Annotated in this window: 16 protein-coding genes and 1 riboswitch; of the genes, 10 read left to right on the top strand and 6 right to left on the bottom strand. The window is 36.9% G+C overall.

Annotation, left to right across the window (positions count from 1 at the left end):
- Positions 1–86 precede the first annotated feature (86 nt).
- The 3 genes from ACQKNI_RS21480 (at position 87) to ACQKNI_RS21470 (ending at position 3,809) form a co-directional block, all read left to right on the top strand.
- Positions 87–1,469, top strand: coding sequence for a sigma-54 interaction domain-containing protein (locus ACQKNI_RS21480; protein ID WP_088231830.1), 1,383 nt, complete (start codon positions 87–89; stop codon positions 1,467–1,469).
- 517 nt (positions 1,470–1,986) lie between these two features.
- Positions 1,987–3,438: an NADP-dependent succinate-semialdehyde dehydrogenase gene (gene gabD, locus ACQKNI_RS21475; RefSeq protein ID WP_098253362.1), complete on the top strand. Its 1,452-nt coding sequence runs from the start codon at positions 1,987–1,989 to the stop codon at positions 3,436–3,438.
- Positions 3,439–3,485: 47 nt separating this feature from the next.
- Positions 3,486–3,809: a DMT family transporter gene (locus ACQKNI_RS21470; protein ID WP_088231828.1), complete on the top strand. Its 324-nt coding sequence runs from the start codon at positions 3,486–3,488 to the stop codon at positions 3,807–3,809.
- 39 nt (positions 3,810–3,848) lie between these two features.
- Here the strand turns inward: ACQKNI_RS21470 and ACQKNI_RS21465 are convergent, their stop codons facing one another.
- Both ACQKNI_RS21465 and ACQKNI_RS21460 read right to left on the bottom strand, forming a co-directional pair.
- The gene (locus ACQKNI_RS21465; protein WP_088231827.1) at positions 3,849–5,078 is read right to left on the bottom strand and encodes an aminopeptidase; all 1,230 of its coding nucleotides are present in this window, start codon (positions 5,076–5,078) and stop codon (positions 3,849–3,851) included.
- Positions 5,079–5,194: 116 nt separating this feature from the next.
- Positions 5,195–6,277: a polysaccharide deacetylase family protein gene (locus ACQKNI_RS21460; RefSeq protein ID WP_088231826.1), complete on the bottom strand. Its 1,083-nt coding sequence runs from the start codon at positions 6,275–6,277 to the stop codon at positions 5,195–5,197.
- Between the two features lie 537 nt (positions 6,278–6,814).
- Here ACQKNI_RS21460 and ACQKNI_RS21455 point away from each other — a divergent pair.
- Positions 6,815–7,522 carry a hypothetical protein gene (locus ACQKNI_RS21455; protein ID WP_088231825.1) on the top strand — a complete coding sequence of 236 codons (708 nt, stop codon included), beginning with the start codon at positions 6,815–6,817 and terminating at the stop codon, positions 7,520–7,522.
- Positions 7,523–7,574: 52 nt separating this feature from the next.
- On the opposite strand, the gene ACQKNI_RS21450 is transcribed toward ACQKNI_RS21455, so the two are convergent.
- Positions 7,575–8,771 (bottom strand): NupC/NupG family nucleoside CNT transporter, encoded by a 1,197-nt coding sequence (locus ACQKNI_RS21450; RefSeq protein ID WP_088231824.1) that lies wholly within the window; start codon positions 8,769–8,771, stop codon positions 7,575–7,577.
- 202 nt (positions 8,772–8,973) lie between these two features.
- Positions 8,974–9,075, bottom strand: a riboswitch (purine riboswitch).
- Positions 9,076–9,196: 121 nt separating this feature from the next.
- Between ACQKNI_RS21450 and rlmD the strand changes: the two genes are divergently transcribed.
- The 5 genes from rlmD (at position 9,197) to ACQKNI_RS21425 (ending at position 15,711) form a co-directional block, all read left to right on the top strand.
- The gene (gene rlmD, locus ACQKNI_RS21445) at positions 9,197–10,573 is read left to right on the top strand and encodes a 23S rRNA (uracil(1939)-C(5))-methyltransferase RlmD (protein ID WP_088231823.1); all 1,377 of its coding nucleotides are present in this window, start codon (positions 9,197–9,199) and stop codon (positions 10,571–10,573) included.
- Between the two features lie 248 nt (positions 10,574–10,821).
- Positions 10,822–11,811, top strand: coding sequence for a tRNA dihydrouridine synthase (locus ACQKNI_RS21440; RefSeq protein ID WP_088231822.1), 990 nt, complete (start codon positions 10,822–10,824; stop codon positions 11,809–11,811).
- A 199-nt stretch (positions 11,812–12,010) separates the two neighbouring features.
- Entirely contained in the window at positions 12,011–14,020 is a 2,010-nt protein-coding gene (locus ACQKNI_RS21435) for a GAF domain-containing sensor histidine kinase (RefSeq protein ID WP_088231821.1), read from the top strand.
- A 371-nt stretch (positions 14,021–14,391) separates the two neighbouring features.
- Positions 14,392–14,910 carry a DUF1456 family protein gene (locus ACQKNI_RS21430; RefSeq protein WP_088231820.1) on the top strand — a complete coding sequence of 173 codons (519 nt, stop codon included), beginning with the start codon at positions 14,392–14,394 and terminating at the stop codon, positions 14,908–14,910.
- 93 nt (positions 14,911–15,003) lie between these two features.
- Positions 15,004–15,711: a M48 family metallopeptidase gene (locus ACQKNI_RS21425; RefSeq protein ID WP_088231819.1), complete on the top strand. Its 708-nt coding sequence runs from the start codon at positions 15,004–15,006 to the stop codon at positions 15,709–15,711.
- A gap of 215 nt (positions 15,712–15,926) precedes the next feature.
- Here ACQKNI_RS21425 and ACQKNI_RS21420 read toward each other — a convergent pair whose 3' ends face one another.
- Positions 15,927–16,619, bottom strand: a complete 693-nt coding sequence (locus ACQKNI_RS21420) for an N-acetyltransferase (RefSeq protein ID WP_088231818.1) — start codon at positions 16,617–16,619, stop codon at positions 15,927–15,929.
- Positions 16,620–16,633: 14 nt separating this feature from the next.
- Positions 16,634–17,743, bottom strand: a complete 1,110-nt coding sequence (locus ACQKNI_RS21415; RefSeq protein ID WP_088231817.1) for a mandelate racemase/muconate lactonizing enzyme family protein — start codon at positions 17,741–17,743, stop codon at positions 16,634–16,636.
- A 93-nt stretch (positions 17,744–17,836) separates the two neighbouring features.
- Here ACQKNI_RS21415 and ACQKNI_RS21410 point away from each other — a divergent pair, with 93 nt between their 5' ends.
- Positions 17,837–19,108, top strand: coding sequence for a transcriptional regulator (locus ACQKNI_RS21410; RefSeq protein WP_088231816.1), 1,272 nt, complete (start codon positions 17,837–17,839; stop codon positions 19,106–19,108).
- Here ACQKNI_RS21410 and nhaC read toward each other — a convergent pair.
- Positions 19,097–20,518, bottom strand: a complete 1,422-nt coding sequence (gene nhaC, locus ACQKNI_RS21405; RefSeq protein WP_088231815.1) for a Na+/H+ antiporter NhaC — start codon at positions 20,516–20,518, stop codon at positions 19,097–19,099. The genes ACQKNI_RS21410 and nhaC overlap by 12 nt on opposite strands.
- Positions 20,519–20,586 lie beyond the last annotated feature (68 nt).

Here is a 20,586-nt window from a genome sequence, read left to right as displayed (position 1 = left end):
GCTGACTCTATATAAAACGCAGAAAATTCACTTTATAATAAAGGTAGTAAAGTGAATTGCTGGATTTGAAGTTAGGGGTGGCTAGGATGGTTGCAGAAAAGGAACGAGTGTTAATGGATTTACAAGATGTATTTGAATATGCGTTTGACGAAATTTTTGTTACTGATGAGAAGGGGATCGTTGTACGTGTAAATAGTACATGTGAAAGACACTATCAACTAGCTGCTAAAGAGTTAGTAGGTAAGCATGTGAAAGAATTGCAAAAAGATGAGATCTTTTATCCGTCGGCAACATTAGAAGTAATTGAAAAAAAGAGACCAATTGAACTTGTTCAAACGACAAAATCAGGAGAGTATTTACACGTTCGTACAAGGCCTGTTTTTGATGATGAAGGAAATTTAAGAAGAGTGATTAGTTATTCTCGAGACCTTACTGAACTCTATCGATTACGTCAAAAGGTCGAGGAAATGGATAATCAATTAAAAACATATAAAAAAGAATTAAGAGAAACATATGAACATGAAGGACTTATTTTTAAAAGCATTGCTATGCAAAAAATAGTCGAAACAATCAAAAAAGTATCCATGGTAGATAGTACTGTTCTCGTTTTAGGTGAGACAGGAGTTGGAAAAAGCCGATTAGTACGTCATTTACATGAAGTGAGTAATCGGAAAAATGAAAGTTTCTATGAAATTAATTGTGCGGCATTGCCAACAAATTTAATTGAATCAGAGCTTTTCGGATATTCAGGTGGATCGTTTACAGGGGCAAATCGTGAAGGGAAAAAGGGGCTATTAGAATCAGCAAATAAAGGAACTCTTTTCTTAGATGAAATCGGTGAAATGCCGCTTGAAATTCAGGCGAAACTTCTGCAGGTATTGCAAGAAAAAACGTTTCGTCCTATAGGCGGAAGAGAATTAAAAAAGGTGGACGTTAGAATTGTAGCGGCAACAAATAGAGATTTAAGTGGGATGGTGAAACAAGGAACATTTAGGAAAGATTTATACTATCGTCTGAATGTCATTCCAATTTCAATTCCGCCACTTCGGGAAAGAACAGAAGACATTTTGCCACTCGTTTATCATTATTTACAGCACTTTAATGAGAAATATGGGCGGAATGTCAAATTAGCACCTAGCACATTGCAAATGTTTGTTGGGTACCCTTGGGAAGGAAATAATAGAGAGATTGAAAATGTAATTGAACGAATTGTTATAACTGCTGACAATATCGTTACAATAGAAGATTTACCAATAGCAATGCAGGAATCAACAGTTGAACAGTCAGGTCAAAGTCTCTATAAAATGTTGGAAGAAGTGGAACGAAACATTATTTTAAAAGCATATAAAACATATGGATCAAGCTATAAAGTCGCAGAATTCTTGAAAATAAGCCAGTCTGCCGCTACTAGGAAAATTAAACGTTTTATAGAGGAGGATTATGTAGTTAGAGGAGAAGAAGGAACTTAAGAAGGTGCTATCATGTTTTGATGTTCTTTTCCTTACGATAGTTGTGTACCCTCAGGGGATTGGGTTACATCGGCTAGTTCTTTAGGTGCGGTTATCGCTTTTATTATAGGTGGTTTACTATATGAAAAAAGGAATTTGGGGAAAATTCAGCATTCATCGCATCGTGGGCAATAGTGCTTGGATATGTATCGGTTGTTACTTTTGAGGCTGTGGCGTTACCAACAGTAGTTGATTATATATTGCCAGACTATCAGAGCATTTATTTGTGAACAATAGGTGGTTGGGATGTATACTTGACGTAGGCGATGATTGGAATGGGTGGAGCATTCATTATTACAATCATTAACTATTTTGGTGTGAAAACAGCTGCTTTATTTTAAAGTATATTTACAGTATTTATTGTAGCGACAGGTATTATGCTGGACGTTATTAGTTGGATATTTTTTTATGAGAATGCTATTTAATAAGTATAAGAGAGACCCTAAAGAGAACGATAATATAGAGGAGGAAGAAAACATTGGATAAAAAAGCGACGTTTGTAAACATAGAAAAAAAGGCGATGTATATAAATGGTGAGTGGATTACATTGCAAGAACAAATCGAAGTAAATAATCCAGCGACGAAGGAAATATTTGCAACTGTACCAAGAGGCGGAGTAACAGAGGCGAAGCAAGCTGTTGATGCTGCGCACGAGGCCTTTAAATCATGGTCAAAATTAACAGCAGCAGATCGAGCGGTGAAATTAAAAAAATGGTTCACACTTATTGATGAAAATAAAGAAGAAATCGCAGCGATTATGACGAAGGAGCAAGGAAAGCCATTTGCAGAAGCACTTGGTGAAGTGAATTATGCAAATAGTTTTGTTGAATGGTATGCAGAAGAAGGAAAGCGCGTATATGGTGAAATGATTCCTGCTTCTCATCCGAATAAACGTATTTTAGTTATGAAGCAGCCAGTTGGCGTTATGGCAGCTATTACACCGTGGAACTTCCCAGCTGCTATGATTACGAGAAAGGTAGCTCCAGCACTTGCGGCAGGATGTACGGCAATTGTGAAGCCTGCAAGTCAAACACCGTTAACGGCATTGAAATTAGCTGAATTAGCTCATGAAGCAGACATTCCAAAAGGTGTCATAAATATTGTAACAGGTAGTGCGAAAGCAATTGCTGATACGTGGATGGAAGATGGACGCGTTCGAAAAGTGTCCTTTACAGGATCAACGGAAATCGGGAAAGAATTAATGGCTAGTGCTGCACAAACGATGAAAAAAGTTTCACTTGAGTTAGGTGGTCATGCTCCATTTATCGTAATGAATGATGCGGATTTAGATAAAGCGGTAGAAGCAGTGATTGGTTCGAAATTCCGTAACGCAGGACAAACGTGTATATGTACAAACCGAGTATTCGTTCAAGAAGACGTATACGAAGTATTTGTAGGGAAGTTCCAAAAGGCAGTAGGGCAGCTGAAAGTAGGAGACGGCTTCGGTGACGGAACGACTGTAGGTCCACTTATTGATGAGAATGCAGTTTCGAAAGTACAAGAACATATCGAAGATGCAGTTCAAAAAGGTGGAGAACTCTTATATGGAGGTCAACAGATTGCAGAGCTAGATGGACATTTCATGCAACCGACTGTAATTGGGTTGGCAAATGATACGATGCTTTGTATGACTGAAGAAACATTTGGACCAGTTGCGCCGGTTGCGAAATTTAAAACAGTTGAAGAAGTAATCGAGCGAGCAAATAATACACCATACGGCTTGGCAGCGTATATTTTCACGAAAGATATTAGTCAAGCATTCCAAATTAGCGAAGCGTTAGAATACGGTATTATCGGTTTAAATGACGGTCTTCCATCAGTTGCACAAGCACCATTTGGTGGCTTTAAAGAAAGTGGTATTGGTCGTGAAGGCGGACATTTCGGTATCGAAGAATATTTAGAGATTAAATATATTTCATTAGGACTATAAGTAGTATACTAGAATCTCTATAAGGTGACAGAGAAGGGGATTCTAGTATGGTATATTGGCTATTATTACTTGTTACAATTATTTTTGAAGTGGCTGGGACGATTGCGATGAAACTATCGAATGGTTTAACAAAGCTCGTTCCAAGTGTACTTATTTTCGTATTTTATGGAATTTGTTTTAGCGTATTTGCTATCGTTGTGAAAAAGATTCATTTAAGTATTGCTTATGCTATTTGGTCTGGTGTGGGAACATTACTGATTACAATTATTAGTGTGTATTTTTTTAAAGAGCACATTAGCTTATTTCAAGCATTTTGTATTCTCTTTATTGTTTTAGGAGTAGTCGGACTTAAGGTTTCATCTGCATCATAAAAGGCTATCTTCCGGTGAGGAAGATAGCCTTTGTTTGTATTAAAACGCCCAGTTACCTTTACGGAAGATAGGCTCATGTCTGCCATCAGCAGTAATACCATCGATATCAAGTTCAGCTGATCCAATCATGAAGTCTTCATGTGTAATACTAGCGTTTGCACCATTTTCAGCAAGTTCTTCTTTAGACATTGTTTTACCACCATCTAAGTTAAATGCATAAGCATTTCCGATTGCAAGGTGGCAAGATGCGTTTTCGTCAAATAGCGTATTGTAGAATAAAATATTTGTGTTTGAAATTGGTGAGTCATGAGGTACTAAAGCTACTTCTCCTAGGAAGTGAGAACCTTCATCTGTTTCTACTAAATGTTTTAAAGCTTCTTCACCAGCTTCAGCTTTATAGTCTACGATACGTCCATTTTCAAATGTTAACGTGAAGTTATCAATAATATTACCTGCAAATGCTAACGGTTTTGTACTAGACACTTGACCGTTTACACCTGTTTTAAGTGGCATTGTAAATACTTCTTCAGTTGGAATGTTAGCCATAAATGGTACGTTCTTTTCATTTAAGCTACCAGCACCAGCCCATACATGTTTTTCTGGAAGTTCAATCGTTAAGTCTGTTCCAGGACCTGTATAGTGAAGAGCTGTATAATGCTTTTCGTTTAAGTAGTCAACTTTTGTATGTAGTGTTTCATCATGTTCTTTCCATGCTTCTACAGGGTTTTCTAAATCAGCACGAGTAGCTTTGAAAATAGCATCCCATAGTTTTGCTTCTTGTTCTTCTGGCGCTACATCAGGGAATACCTTCGCAGCCCATTCTTTCGTAGGAACAGAAATGACACACCAGCTTACTTTATCTGCTTGTACGTAATCACGGTATACTTTCATCGCTTCTCCAGCTACTTTATGAGCAGTTGCGATACGTGTTGGTTCTACACCTTTTAATAAATCAGGGTTTTCTGCATAAATAGACATAAATGCAGCGCCTTCTTTTGCTAATTCTTCACGCGCATGTGCTTTCCAAGATGGGAACTCAGAGAAAGCTTCTTCAGGAGCTAGATCGAACTTTAAGCGTGTTAACGTCTCATCATTCCAATCCACATATACGTGTTTGGCACCAGATTTATATGCTTTTTCTGTAACGAGGCGTACAAATTGTACAGCTTCAAGAGGTGCGCTAATTGATAAAGTTTGTCCTGGCTGAATATTAACACCAACATTAACTGCAAGAGCAGCATATTTCTCTAACGTTTGTTCAAATGACATATGTATAATCTCCTTTAGTTTGAAAGATTTCTTACTATATATAATACAAGAAAATTCTAAAAATATATATAAATATAAACTAAAAAGAGAGCTCAAAATGTATTGAGCTCTCACACTTATTTAAGGGAAGAGGCAAATTGCTCCACAGTAGTTGCATGGTGTATACGGACGCGTTTCATCTTTAGCAATTCATCAGGTTCACCCTTCGTAATGAATTGTCCAGGCTTCGTTGTTGTTGCAAATTGATAATATTTCTTCGTTTCTTCGACAACTTTATCATCTACATGGCCGAACGGATAAGCAATCGCAATAACTGGCTTACCTGTTACTTTTTCTAGCTTTTCTTTCGAACCTTTTAATTCTTCTTCATAGTTTGTAATTTTCGGTAAATCAGCATGCGTTGCTGTGTGGGATTGCACGGAGAAAATACCGGAATCAACCATTTCTTTTATTTCAGATGTAGAAAGAGAGCTTTCTGCATCAACGTTATCAACAATCATATATTCTGTTGCTGTTGGTTTAAAAGTATCATCTTTTAGCTTTTGTAAAATGCGAAATGCATTCATATTATTTTTCATACCATCGTCAAATGTAACGAAAATGGGTTTATTTACTTTATTTATATCGCCCCAGTGTTCAAAAGTTAGTAATGTATAACCATTGTCCTTTAAATACTTCATTTGGGCTTCAAAGTTAGCTGGTGATACGAATAGATCTTTAATGCCTTGCCCATGATAATCATCAATTGCATGGTACATGAGAACAGGAACTTTTTGCTCGAAAGTAATAGTAGATTTTGTGAGCGGGATGGCTTTCCCATCTTCTTTTATTCCTACTGCTTCAATTTGGAACTCACCGCGTTTTCCTTCAAATTCTTTTATATCAAAAGGAAGTGTAAATTGTTTTTCCTTTTCTTTAGAAGAAAAAGATTTAGTATGTTCCTTTCCATCAGCAGTGCGCCAAATTTTATATTGTACTTCGGTTAAAGAATCTTTTATGTCGGTAATATGAATACTTGTGTTTGTAGATTCGTGTGTAATCGGGTTATAAGAAATTTCCCCTTGTTCCTGCATAGTCCCTTCTTGCTTCTTAACTTCTTGAACCCTTTTCTCTTTTTTAGGTTCTTGACTTACATTGCTAGTATTACAACCTGCTAGAATGGCAGATGTACATAAAGCAATTGCTGCGTATTTTCTCATAAAATCACCTTCTATTGTGTATTATGCTACATATTTACATTAAAATCCCCACCGCTGTAAGAGTGATGGGGATATACCCTTGTTCATCATATCATTTGAAAAAAATGAGGGGAATATGATTTTTAGGGGAGTTATTAGGGTGATAGATTAGTGGCTTTGAATAGATGTATTCTTTCTTTTTTTATTCGAATTGATAATAATATAACCGACTACAAAAATAAGAGGAATAATGAAGACATAGATAGGCATTCCCCATACATAATAGCTTTTCATGCTCAAGACTAGTAAGTGTAAAAAATCGAAAAGGGCGTGAATTTTCATAAGGTCCTCCAATATATTTTTACAAATTATAACATTTAAACTTTGTGATTTGTATATTTTTGTAAATGTTTTAAGCTAATTTTAAAGTAAAAGAAGGGCTTGTTAATATGCAATTTTGCATATAGACGCTAGTTTTATTAAAATATAGGGATTTTAGATTATAATAAGAACTGCTATAAATGTAAGTAAGAATGGTGTACGGAATGGAGAACAGAAATGAAATATAAAAAAATAGTATATATTCTTCTCATATCGCTATTTGTAGTTGGTTGTCAAAGTGAAGTGAGTAAGGCGAATAGTGTGGAAGAGTATATTCCAGCACATCTTATGAACGCGGAAGTTACGGCGGATATTATGACGTTAGAGATGGATCCAGATACTCTTAAAAAGGTAGGGAATATTGGTCAAAGAATGAGAGAGCATCTAGCGAATAATATGGAATGGTATTTAAAATACGTAGAAGAGCATGCAGAGAAAAAAAGTATGCCATATCATCCTAATTTCGGTGTTACAAAAGAAGAGTATGAGTTTGTACTAAATGCAATTGATCAAAGTAAATTGGTTAATACAAAGGATGGAAAGCTGAAATTTAAGAAAAAAAGTGATCATGAAGTAGAGATTTTTTCAAGCGAAAGTATAAAGCTACTTAAATATATAGTTATTGATACAGAGAAGAATACAGTAACAACACCTCTAGGAGAATGTGAATATTTTGGAGAAATACTGGCATCGCCAGAACAGAAGTTAACTGGTCCTTGGCACGGAAAACAATGGATGTTAAAAAAAGATGACTTAATATATATGTTTTCTTTAGGGAAAATGGAAACAGGAAATAAATCAATTATTGATATTTCGGTGAAAGGGAAATATAAGGGGGAAATTATTAATAAGGAAGAAGCATTAGAGTTTTCTTCAGTTTCTTAAATGATGATAATAAAAAATCACCTTGCTGTGTAAGCGAAGGTGATTTTCTTTATTAAATAAACAATCCAGCGATTGTCGCAGATAAAATAGAAGCAAGTGTTGATGCAAATAGCATTTTCCAACCGAATTTAGATACGACGCTTCCTTGTTTTTCAGAAAGGGCACGGATCGTACCAACAATCGCACCAATTTGGCTAATACTTGCGAAGCTAATTAAGAATACTGTAACGATTCCAACTGTACGTGGAGCTAATGTTGCAGCTGCTCCTTTTAAGTCAAGGATTGCTACAAACTCGTTTAATACAATCTTCGTACCCATAATACCACCAGCTGGGATAATATCTTGAGCTGGAATACCCATTAAGAATGCGAATGGAGAAAGGATATAACCGAAGATTTGTTGTAATGTAACAGCGTGTCCCATTGCACCTGAAGCTGCGCTAATTACGTAGTTTACAACTTCCATCACACCGATGAAGGCGATCATTAACGCCGCAACGATACCAGCTACTTTTAAACCATCAAGCGCACCGTTAATCATTGCACCGATAAAGCTGTCTCCGAATAGAGTTCTATCAAATTTTTGAATCACTTCGTCTTCTTTTTTCGTATCAACTGGTGTTAATAACGAACAAACGATTAAGCTTGAGAATAAGTTTAGCGGAAGAGCGGCTAGTACGTATTTTGCATCTAGCATCATTACGTATGATGCTGTAACAGAAGCAGAAACTGAGCTCATCGCGGAACAACAAATGATGAACATACGGTTTTTATTAAAATGCTGTAAATCGTTTTTAATAACGATCAATGCTTCACTTGAACCGAAGAATACAGAGTTTACTGCGTGGAATGATTCGACGCGTGGTAAACCAGTAATTTTTGAAATCGCACCGCCGACAATGCGAACGATGAATGGTAAAACACCTAAATAACTAAAGATTGAAAGTAGTGCTGAGAAAAATACGATAATTAATAATACATTTAAGAAAAAGACAAAATCTCTTTGAATTCCATTAAAGAGAAAATCGACGCCTGTCGTACCAAGTTTAATTAGTTTGTTGAAAACTTTACTAATGAAAATAATGATTTGTTGACCAATCTTTGTGCTAAACATAAACCAACCAATTAAAATTTGGAAACCAATCATAATAGCAATTGCACGGAAGTTGATTTTACTTTTGTTGTTTGACAAAGCAAAACATAAACCTAAAACGACAAGAATACCGATAATGCTCATTACATATTGCATGTAGTTGCCCCTTTCAGAAGTTCGTATAAAGTTTGTACATAAAACACTCGTTATATTACTAAAAATAAAGCGGAAAGGTTTTATGTCATACGTAAGATGTCTGACCTTTTAGAAAAATAAAAATAAAAAAAGACCCATATGGATTCACTTTCTTCTATGAGAGAAAGCTAATCAATATGAGTCCTTTTTTGCACATAGGCTAATATTCATTAGTTTTCCCCATAGTCCAGCAATTTAAGGTTGCCGGGTAGAAACTCTCGATCCATATTATCAAGTATATATGAGGTAACATCGTCCGTATTAAATTAGTAGTAGCGTAACATTACTAGAGAACTATCGTCAATAGCTTTTTTTCTTCCAATAGAAAAAGACCATATAAGTATGATAAAATGTAACGCAGTGTTATGAAAAAGAGAGGTCGGAAAATGAGTAATAAAATGACGCCACCAGTTGAGAAAAACGAGTTTATAGATGTAGTATTTGAAGATTTAACACACGATGGTGCCGGTGTTGCGAAAGTAAAAGGTTATCCTATTTTCGTTAAAAACGGATTACCAGGTGAAGAAGCACAAATTAAAATTATTAAAGTGAAGAAAAACTTCGCATTTGGTCGTTTAATGAAGCTTCATACAGAAAGCCCATATCGTAAAGATGCAGAGTGCCCAGTATATAACCAGTGCGGCGGTTGTCAGCTTCAGCATTTAACATATGAAGGACAACTACAAGCGAAGGAAAAACAAGTACGCGACGTGATGCAGCGCATCGGCGGATTAAGTGATGTTCCTGTTCATCCTGTACTTGGCATGAAAAACCCGTGGGTATATCGTAATAAAGCACAGGTACCAATCGGAGAACGTGAAGGCGGACTTGTAGCAGGTTTCTATCGCCAAGGAACACATGACATTATTAATATGGAATCATGTTTAATTCAGGCGGAAGAAAATGATACATTAATTCAAGAAGTAAAACGTATTTGTGAAAAGCACGGTATTACGGCGTACAACGAAGAGCGCAATAAAGGAACGCTTCGCCACGTAATGGCTCGCTACGGACAAGTAACAGGGGAAATTATGCTTGTCTTCATTACGCGTACTGCAGAATTGCCAAACAAACAAGCGATCATTGAAGAAATCGCAGCGAAATTCCCAGAAGTAAAATCGATTGTTCAAAACGTAAACCCGAAGCGTACAAACGTAATCTTCGGAGACAAAACGACAGTATTGTACGGATCGGAATATATTTATGACTTTATCGGTGACATTAAATTTGCGATTTCAGCACGTTCATTCTACCAAGTAAACCCAGAACAAACGAAAGTGCTATACGATAAAACGTTAGAATACGCAAAGTTAGACGGTAACGAAACAGTAATCGATGCCTATTGCGGAATCGGATCAATCTCCTTATTCCTAGCGCAAAAAGCGAAAAAAGTGTACGGCGTTGAAATTGTTCCAGAAGCAATCGAAGACGCAAACCGAAACGCAGCATTAAACAACATGACAAATGCTGAATTTGGCGTAGGAGAAGCAGAAGTAGTCATTCCAAAATGGTACAAAGAAGGCGTAATTGCCGACACAATGGTCGTAGATCCACCGCGTAAAGGCTGTGACGAAGCACTACTAAACACAATCATCGACATGAAGCCAAAACGCGTCGTATACGTATCATGTAACCCAGCAACATTAGCACGTGACTTAAAAGTATTAGAAGAAGGCGGATATAAAACGCAGGAAGTACAGCCTGTTGATATGTTCCCGCATACGACACATGTAGAGTGTGTAGCTTGGCTTAAGTTGGTATAATAAAGTGAAACTTTAATCAGTGGGTTTTCTTCACCCCCACTGATTATGAGCCTTCATCAATCGGACTTTTACGGGCAACCCGACCCCCACCTAACTTCTTTGCTTTCGCTGAATTTTGAGTTTGGGGGTCTTACTGTCCGTTAATGTGTGATAAAGAAGCAGTTGATATAGAAACAATCTATACCATCTGCTTTTTGGTTTATTGAGAGTTTGAAATTGTATTCATATTGAGAGGATTTGAATTTGAAATGATAGATAATTTTTGGAATGATTTACCACGACCGTTTTTCGTACTTGCACCAATGGAAGATGTGACGGATGTTGTTTTTCGTCACGTAGTAAGTGAAGCTGGTCGCCCAGACGTATTCTTCACAGAGTTTACAAACTCGGATAGCTATTGTCATCCAGAAGGTATGAAAAGTGTACGTGGTCGTTTAATTTTTACAGAAGATGAACAGCCGATAGTGGCGCATATTTGGGGAGATAACCCTGAATATTTCCGTCAAATGAGTATTGGCATGGCAGAGCTAGGATTTAAAGGCATCGATATTAACATGGGTTGCCCTGTACCGAATGTAGCATCGAGAGGAAAAGGTAGTGGTCTTATTCTACGTCCAGACGTTGCGGCAGAACTAATCCAAGCAGCAAAAGCGGGCGGACTACCTGTCAGCGTAAAAACGCGACTTGGCTTTAAAGAGTTAAGTGAGTGGGAAGATTGGTTAACACATATTTTCAAACAAGATATTGCAAACCTTTCTATTCATTTACGCACAAGAGAAGAAATGAGCCAAGTAGACGCACATTGGGAACTAATTCCAGAAATCAAAAAATTACGTGACCGTATTGCGCCAAATACGTTAATAACAATCAACGGAGACATCCCTGACCGTAAAACCGGGCTGGAACTTGCTGAAAAATACGGCATTGATGGCGTAATGATCGGAAGAGGCATTTTCAAGAATCCATTTGCGTTTGAAAAAGAGCCAAGAGAACATAGCAGTAAAGAACATTTAGATCTTTTAAGATTACAACTTGATCTTCAAGATCAATATGCAGAAGTGCTACCACGTTCAATCACAGGACTTCACCGCTTCTTCAAAATTTATGTAAAAGGCTTCCCTGGAGCTGCTGAACTTAGAAATCAATTGATGAGCACGAAATCAACTGATGAAGTGCGCGCGTTGCTTGATAAGTTCGAAGCTAGTGTTGATAAGAATGGAGATAGTGAAACAGTGTAACTTTTGAAAGGTAGAGGGGATGGAGTGTAGCGATTTTATGAGTGTTTGTTTCATTTTAATTAAGGTGAACCGTACCATAAGTAAGTGAGGTATTCTATGTAAAACAAGGGGAAGGAAAGAATACAGGAGAAAATTGAAAATGGCAGGTTGGTCTTGATTTTCACGGGTATTATCATGTCTATAATTGGAGGCCATGTGAATGTTAAGTGATCAGGCGAGATATTCTAGGCTCGCGAATATAACAAAAATAATAAATACAAAATTAGAACTACGTGAAGTATTGCAGCGTGTAACAATGGCGATATCAGAGGAGATTGTTAGGTGCAACTCTGTTGGAATTTATTTACCCCAGGAAAATGGAACATTTAGAGGGTTTGCAGGAAAACCAGAGACCATAAATGGCGTAACGCTCGATACTCAGGTAATTGATCCTGAAGTAGACTTACTGGCAAAAGAAGTTATTGAAACAAAAAAAACCATCTATATCCCTGATACCTCAAAGGATCATCGGCCGGATCCGAGACCAGTTGATGCGTTCAAAATTAAGTCCTTATTAGCTCTGCCTATCTCATATGGGCAAGAGTTATTTGGTCTCGTTTTTTTATTTGATTATGGAGTTCCAATGAACTTAACAGATTCAGAAATTCAAAGTGTTGAAGCTTATGTAAATATGGCTGCGGTCGCCATTCAAAACGCAAATAATTTAACACAAAAGGAAAACCTTATTGCAGAGAAGCAGCTGTTACTCAATGTGAACCGTGATTTATCAATGTGTTCCTCGATACAGGAGAGTTTTGATAAATGTTTTTTTTACTTAGGACAGATTTTAGAGAGTAAAAACATGGCTGCACACCTTTTAGACCCGCAAGATAAAACAACGATTAAAACAACGAAGTTAAGCAAGGACTGTGATTGGACAGAAGCGGATTGGCTGGAGAAAAGCTATGAGGCCAAAATCCAAGAGGTTGTTCAAACAAAAAATATAGATAGTAAGAGTTTACTGATGATTCCATTGGTCTCAATGGGGGAGGTATTAGGGGTAATCGTCGTTGGTAAAGCTCACAATTACGATAATTCCCAAATTCAACTGGCAAAATCTATCGTTGATGCCACAGCTCCTACGTTATCAAACTTGTTATATATGGATCAATTGGAAAGCATGGTGGAAGAGCGAACGAGAGAACTAGCTGCTGCTAATGAAAAAGTTACAAGTGTGATTGAAAGTATTACGGATGGATTCTTTACTTTGAATAATAAATGGGAATTTACGTACGTAAATAAGCATCAATATTTTCCACAAAGAAAAACAGCAAAAGATGTATTAGGTAAGAATATATGGGATGTTTTCCTAGATAGCTTTGACACAGTTATGTATAACGAATTTCATCGTGCAATGTCAGAGCGAACTACAGTTCATTTCGAATTTCTTTCTACCTCTGATGAATATTGGCACGAAGTTATTGCATACCCGTATGATGATGGTATTTGTTGTGTTTTTAAAAACATAACGGAAAAAAAGCAATATGAGCAGGAATTGAAAAGGTTATCCAACATAGATTTAATAGGGCAAATGGCAGCAGGTATCAGCCATGAGATTAGAAATCCAATGACAACAGTAAGAGGATTTTTGCAGTTATTAAAAGAAGAGCGCACCTATAAGCAACATAATACGTACTTTAGTTTAATGATTGAAGAACTTGACCGTGCCAATTCTATTATTACTGAATTTCTCTCAATGGGTAATACAAGGAAATCGGATTTGCAAATGTTAGATTTAAATGCAATTATCCGCGATATTATGCCTTTAATAAAGATTGATACGTATAATCAAAATAAATATATTCAAGTCGATACAAATGACACTCCGGAATTACTTTTAAATCGTAATGAGATACGGCAATTATTAATAAACCTATGTCGTAATGGGTTAGAAGCGATGGACACAGGGAAAATTTTAACCATTAGCACCTACAAGGAAGTGCAAAATTGTGTGGTGCTTGCAGTGCGGGATCAAGGAAAAGGTATCAGGCCTGAAGTATTAGAGAAGCTGGGTACTCCATTTTATACGACCAAAGATAATGGAACTGGATTGGGGTTAGGTGTATGTTATGCCATTGCTGCCCGTCATAATGCAAAAATAGAAATTCAAACAGGATCGGAAGGCACTACCTTTTTAGTTAAATTTAATTATGAAAATAATGAGAAATAACCTGATTTAGATTAGTTACGGTGAACCGTATTACAAATGAAAAGTAAACATAATCCATATATTTCACTTGAATTTTACGTAATATTCATGTCTGAGTGGCCCACTAAGTAGAGTTGCACAAAAATGGACTAATCTATATCAGGTTAGTCCATTTTCAAGTGTGTTAATTAATAGTCACTGCCCATCCTTTTTTGCTTTATTAATATCATCGTCAAAGGAAGGGGCGTTGCTGTTTTAAAATCACCTCCAAAAATCATTAATCCACCTAAGACTACAAAACCTACCTCTAAAATGTTAAAGTAGTAACTTAACGACATTCATTTACACATGCTAAAAGCATTATTATATTTGAAATTTCAGGAGGAAAAACAATGGCAATGAGCAACAACGATATATTAAAAAGAGTAAGATACGCTTTAGATATAAAAGATATAGATATGGTAGAAATCTTTAAACTTGGCGGGATGGAAGTAACGAAAGAAGACGTAGTTGATATGCTTACAAAAATAAAGAGAGCGCCGCAACATGAAGCTGAAAATGATGATGTAATCGAAGAAGAGTACGTACTAACATGCGACATGATGATGTTAGAGTCATTTTTCAATGGATTTATTACTTTAAAAAGAGGGAAGCAAGATCCAAAACCAGGACAACCAGCACCTGTACAAAGCAAAGAGAGTGCTAATAACCTTCTTCTAAAGAAAATGAAAATCGCACTATCTTTAACGAGTGAGGATGTACTTGATATATTAGATAGCGTAGGCGTTACGGTAACAAAAGGAGAGTTAGGCGCCCTATTAAGAAAAAAAGGCCATAAAAATTACAAAGAGTGCGGCGATAGATACGCAAGGAATTTCATTAAGGGATTAGGTGTAAAGTATAGAGGGTAATGAGTTCGTTAAAGGAGTAAATGATATAATAGGTAGAGTAGGTGTTTGTATCCTACTCTTTTTTATTTGTAAAATAATACGTTAGGTGATGAAATGGTACATACTTATTTAGGTGAGACAATTAATTTTCATGTAACTTATAAGAAGAAAAAGTCGGTGCGTCTTTTTGTAGATTCGTACGGAAATGTTGAGGTGCAAGCTCCGAAGGGAACACCTGTTGAATACTTAGTTCAGTTGCTAGAGGAGAAGTGGGATTGGATTCAGACAACACGTAAAGAAATGCAGGAGCGAGCGCTTGGACCACAGGAAAAGGATTATGATCAAGGAGAGGGCTTTCTGTATTTAGGAAGTACGTATCCGATACAAATTTCTCAAGATGCAAGTATAGAGCAAGATAAAGCGGTGTTTAAAGCAGAGAAGTTACATATTTATGTGAAAGAGCTGAAGGATGAGAAAATACAGCAGGCTTTAAAACGATTTTACTATAAGCAGTGCAAGGCATTAGTAGAGAAGAGCATTAAAGCACATCAAAGTAACTTCAAAACAAAACCGCGTTCTATTCGTATTACAGACAGTAGTCGTACGTGGGGTACTTGTGATTCAAATCTACAGTTAACATTCAATTGGAAGTTAGCGATGGCACCACAGCGAGTAATTGACTATGTAGTTGTTCATGAGATGTGCCATATGGTCCATTTAAATCATGATCGTTCTTTTTGGCGTCTTGTCGGAAAGATAATGCCTGATTATAAGGAAATGGAGAACTGGTTAGCGTTATCGAGTTGGAAAATGACGGTTTAGTAAGGAATATCGATTTTTGTCGGTAAACCGATATTCCTTGTCGAATCGCTGATATATTTTGAGTTACGATAGATATATTTGAAAAATCGTTGATATATTGTAAGTTATGATAGATATATTCTAAAAATCGTTAATATAATTTCATGTATCACGGAACTGTTCAGCGAGGAGAAAATAAAAAGGAAGGGATATCCCTTCCTTTTCTTGCATGTAAATCATCGTCCAAATTTCACAATGAAAGTATCGTCTATTTTCTCCATCTCATACCCACGATACCCCTTCGAAAGCAATACCTGCTGTCCACTAGCATCACTCATCGGAACGTTCTTAACATCTGTCCAATCCCTTTTGGTATCGCGCAATTCCTTCACAAAAACATACCGCATACTACCACTATACTTCTCTTTCAGTGCAGCAATTCCCATCCCTTGCGCAAACTTATCCTTCAAACTCGGAATGTTAAAAGGTGCAACGGTGCAGCAAACATAGTCGTACTTTCCATCTTCTTTTTGTAGTTCATCCATGATGACTGTCGCTAATGTTTTTTGCATCCCATTTCCCCGGCAGTTTGGATGAACGTTTGAGATTTCTTGATAGATGACGCGATGTAGTTCGCTTTCTGATAGGCCGATATCAAGTCCTAAATGCTCGTCATCGATAGGAGGGACGAGTAGGGCACGGAATGCGATGAGTTCGTTTTCGATAAAGGCACCGATCATCATGCCGTTTCCTTCTAGAATGTATTGAAATTCTTCTTGTGAGAGCGGTTGTAAACGACCTTTATCTTCTAACGCTTCAACTACAACGTTTTGTAGGGATAAAATTTGCTCGATGTGCTCTCCGGATAGTAATGTAACGTGAAACGACTCGTTATTTTGTTTTAATGTACCTTCATATAGAACTGTCATGTATGAGCCCTCCTTTAGCGTACAACGTCTTGAAAGACGGTTAGTTCTTGCAGGGTATCTTCATTTATTTCAATGCCGAGTCCTGGTTTTTCGTTTAAGCGAATAAATGGTACGTCGTAATGTAAGTTACCAATGTCTTTCGTGAATTTTAATGGTCCTGTTAGCTCAACGCTCGTAATGATTTTCTTTGAGAAAGCGACATGGAATCCTGCGGAAGAGGCAACGGATGATTCGACCATTGAGCCCACTTGGCATTCAATGCCGGCCATTTCAGCTTGATGAGCAAGTTTTACGGCCGGATATATGCCACCGCATTTCATTAGTTTTATATTTACTTTATCAGCCGCATCTAAGTTAATGATTTGGCGCATTTCACGAGAACTTTTTAATCCTTCATCAATCATAAGCGGAAGGTCTGTTTTAGAACGAATATGAGCCATTGCATCAATATCGTCGGCGACAACGGGTTGCTCAATCCAGTCAATGTTTAAATGTCCTAATGAACGAAGGGCTGTTAATGTGTTTGCGCTATTTTTCCACCCTTGGTTTACATCAACACGAATAGCGATATCATTTCCTACACGTTCACGTACAGCTTCAATTCGTTTTACATCTTCTTTTACGTTTGTACCGACTTTCATTTTGAAAGATTGGTAACCTTTTTGAATCATAGAAGCAGCTTCTTCAGCCATATCTTCTGGATCCGCGATGCTTAAGACGTGAGTAACGGGGAACTCATCATGGTAGCGCCCGCCAATTAATTGATATACAGGTTGATTTAATTTTTTGCCCATTATATCAAAACAAGCAATATCAATCGCCGCTTTTGCTGTTGGAACACCGTAAATTGTATTGTCCATCATATCGTGTATTTTTTCGATATTCATTGGATTTTTCCCGATAAGAGCAGGAGCTAGCGTATGTTTTAAAGTGTGGAAAGTACTTTCCCACGATTCACCTGTAACGTGATCATCAGCAACGCCTTCACCGTAACCAATAATGCCTTCGTCAGTTTCCATTTTGACGATAATAGAAGGCATATCAGAATAAGAACCATAACTAATAACAAACGGATTGCGAAGTGGTAAACGAATTGCGTAAAGATGAATAGCTGTAATTTTCATTGAATAAAGACCCCTTCCTATTTACAATAGTTTTGTACATTTGATATAGTTGACGTTAAATAGTCGTTAATTAATAATAAGGAGTTAGAGAAAATGATAATAAAAATTGCAGTTGTCGGTTCAAAGGAGTTTATGGAGAATCTTTTACCTATTGCTCATAAATTAAAAGAGATAGAAATTGATCCATATATTTACCTTCATCCGGCTGAATCTTCTGAAATATTAAAGCGTTTAAAGCCTTGTGATGTTATCTTTTTCTCGGGTGCCCTACCTTATTATATGGCAAAAGAAATAAGAGAACAATTACGAATTCCAAGTACGTACTTACAGCAAGACGAGACAACGGTTGCATCTTCACTCCTTTCTATAATATATCATCAAAGTATTCAACCTCAAAAAATTTCAATTGATTTAGTAGATCGTTCGTTTATTACAAATGTGTTCCACGATATTGGTTTGAAAGAAACACCGCAAGTGATGGATTATGAAAATATGTTGTGGAGTAAAGATGAAATAAATAGAGTCGTCGATTTCCATGTAGCTAAGTATCAATCAGGAGATTCGGATTTAGCTTTAACGAGTATTCACGCTGTTTACGATGAACTTCAAAAAATAGGTATTCCTTCAGAGCGTATGATAGATCCGACGCAATCCATTATACATGGGTTAAAAGATGCAAAAATAAAAGCCGAGTTAGCAAAAAGCCATTCAGCTACTGTTGGTGCCTGTATTATATCCTTTATGCAGATACAAGAAAGCTCGTTTGAACAATTACATATAGTTTCAAAAGAATTACGTGGTTCATTTAAACAAGTTGATGAAATGACATTTATTTTGTATACGACTCGCGGTGATATTGAATCGAGTATAAAAACAAATGTGATAGATAACGTATTTATGAGTATAGAAGGTAGGATAGCTATTGGGTTTGGTTACGGGAAAACTGTGAAAGAAGCGGAGCAAAATGCTAAAATTGCTCAAGGTTTCGCGAAGAATAATCCAATAGAGCATTGTTTCTATATACTAACAAGTGATAAAGAACTATTTGGTCCGTTTCCGAAAGAACAGAGAGTACAAAGTTTGAAAAATGCTAATCCAGAGTTAATGAAAATAGCAAAGGAAACGAAGCTTAGTCCAGCAAACTTGTCAAAAATTATTCAGTTTAGTCAATCACACCCGTCATTGAAATTTACAGCGGCAGATCTTTCTGAGTACTTACAAGTGACGCGGCGATCAACAGAAAGGTTGTTAAAGAAATTAGTTGATTACGGGTATGCTCATATTTGCGGCGAGGAAATGCCTTATCAACAAGGGCGTCCTCGCGCAATATATGAACTGAATTTACCATTATTTTTAAGCTTCTAGTTGAGCTTTTTGTTTCTTTATTAGTTCTGCTTTTTCAATGTCTGATAGTTTCGTAATTGTGAGACCAGTTATACCGTAAATAATTGAGATGATAGGTACGATGAAATTCAATATGGCATAAGGAGCGTATTCGAATGCGCTTACTCCAAGTGTTGCGAGAATAAATACACCGCACGTATTCCAAGGAACGAAAACAGAAGTTAATGTTCCACCATCTTCTAATGCTCTGGATAAATTTTTGGAATGTAGTCCTTTTTCAGTGTATGCATTTGCGTACATTCTGGAAGGAACAACAATCGAAATATATTGTTCAGAGCAAGTAAGGTTCGTTGCAAAGCAAGATGCGATAGTAGAAGCGATAAGTCCCTTTGCTGATGTCGCCAATTTTAAAATTTGATTTACAATTGAGCGAAGAATTCCGGTATGTTCTAGTACGCCTCCGAAAGTCATAGCGACAATTGTCATAGAAACTGTATTCATCATCGAATCTAAGCCACCGCGGTTAAATAGTTCGTCTACTAGTTTGTTTCCAGTGTCTATGACAAATCCAGCTTGGAGTGCACCGACAGCTGATGAGACAGAACCACCTTGAATAAAGACTTGTGATAGAAATCCTAAAATAATACCGACGAGAATAGCTGGTATAGCAGGAACTTTTTTAGCGACCAATACCATAACGATTACAGGTATAATTAATAGGAAAGGTGAGATAACAAAGTTTTGTTGCAATACTTGTAACGTTTGATCGATGCTTTTGGCATCAATATTGTTAGCGCCGAAGCTTCTTCCTAAGAACGCATAGACGATAAGAGTAATAATTAAACCTGGGATTGTAGTAAATAACATATGACGGATATGCACGAATAAATCTGTATTTGTTAATCCTGCGGCTAAGTTTGTTGTGTCTGAAAGCGGTGACATTTTATCGCCGAAATAAGAGCCTGAAATAATGGCACCAGCAACCATTGGAGCCGGGATTCCCATACTTAGGCCAATACCCATTCCAGCAACGCCGATTGTTCCCATTGTAGACCAGGAGCTACCGATCGCTAACGCAACGATAGAACAAATCACAGTAATTGAAACTAAAAATAGTGATGGAGTTAAAAGGTTTAAACCGTAATAAATCATTGTTGCGACGATTCCACCGCCAATCCAAGCACCGATCGTTAAACCAACAAGAATGATAATAACGATAGCGGGTAATGCGAGGCGAATTCCTTTATACATTGCTTCTTCAATGTCGTTCCATTTGTAACCGTAACGCCAAGCGACGATAGAAGCAACGGTTGTACCGATAATAAGTGGGACGTGAGGGCTTTGTTCTAATATAACAATTGTAACCATCATAACTGCAACTGTAATGATAATAGGGATCATTGCTACGCCAAAAGGTATTTCTTTTTTCATAAACTGCCTCCTCATTATGTATGTTTGTATTTTTAGAATTGTCGCAAAATAGACGTTTATTAGGTTAT

Origin of the sequence: Bacillus sp. NPDC094064 (assembly GCF_050279585.1) — a bacterium.
GTDB lineage: Bacteria > Bacillota > Bacilli > Bacillales > Bacillaceae_G > Bacillus_A.
The sequence above is the reverse complement of the archived record's forward strand: the minus strand, read 5'-3'. Positions and strand labels throughout refer to the sequence as shown.

Excerpts from the sequence above, each read along its gene's own strand:
- ACQKNI_RS21480 (WP_088231830.1), top strand. The coding sequence starts at position 87 with ATGGTTGCAGAAAAGGAACGAGTGTTAATGGATTTACAAGATGTATTT.
- ACQKNI_RS21440 (WP_088231822.1), top strand. The coding sequence starts at position 10,822 with ATGATAGATAATTTTTGGAATGATTTACCACGACCGTTTTTCGTACTT.
- ACQKNI_RS21465 (WP_088231827.1), bottom strand. The coding sequence starts at position 5,078 with ATGTCATTTGAACAAACGTTAGAGAAATATGCTGCTCTTGCAGTTAAT.
- ACQKNI_RS21415 (WP_088231817.1), bottom strand. The coding sequence starts at position 17,743 with ATGAAAATTACAGCTATTCATCTTTACGCAATTCGTTTACCACTTCGC.
- ACQKNI_RS21410 (WP_088231816.1), top strand. The coding sequence starts at position 17,837 with ATGATAATAAAAATTGCAGTTGTCGGTTCAAAGGAGTTTATGGAGAAT.
- ACQKNI_RS21470 (WP_088231828.1), top strand. The coding sequence starts at position 3,486 with ATGGTATATTGGCTATTATTACTTGTTACAATTATTTTTGAAGTGGCT.
- ACQKNI_RS21450 (WP_088231824.1), bottom strand. The coding sequence starts at position 8,771 with ATGCAATATGTAATGAGCATTATCGGTATTCTTGTCGTTTTAGGTTTA.
- ACQKNI_RS21455 (WP_088231825.1), top strand. The coding sequence starts at position 6,815 with ATGAAATATAAAAAAATAGTATATATTCTTCTCATATCGCTATTTGTA.
- ACQKNI_RS21425 (WP_088231819.1), top strand. The coding sequence starts at position 15,004 with ATGGTACATACTTATTTAGGTGAGACAATTAATTTTCATGTAACTTAT.
- ACQKNI_RS21430 (WP_088231820.1), top strand. The coding sequence starts at position 14,392 with ATGGCAATGAGCAACAACGATATATTAAAAAGAGTAAGATACGCTTTA.
- rlmD (WP_088231823.1), top strand. The coding sequence starts at position 9,197 with ATGAGTAATAAAATGACGCCACCAGTTGAGAAAAACGAGTTTATAGAT.
- ACQKNI_RS21420 (WP_088231818.1), bottom strand. The coding sequence starts at position 16,619 with ATGACAGTTCTATATGAAGGTACATTAAAACAAAATAACGAGTCGTTT.
- nhaC (WP_088231815.1), bottom strand. The coding sequence starts at position 20,518 with ATGAAAAAAGAAATACCTTTTGGCGTAGCAATGATCCCTATTATCATT.
- ACQKNI_RS21460 (WP_088231826.1), bottom strand. The coding sequence starts at position 6,277 with ATGAGAAAATACGCAGCAATTGCTTTATGTACATCTGCCATTCTAGCA.
- ACQKNI_RS21435 (WP_088231821.1), top strand. The coding sequence starts at position 12,011 with ATGTTAAGTGATCAGGCGAGATATTCTAGGCTCGCGAATATAACAAAA.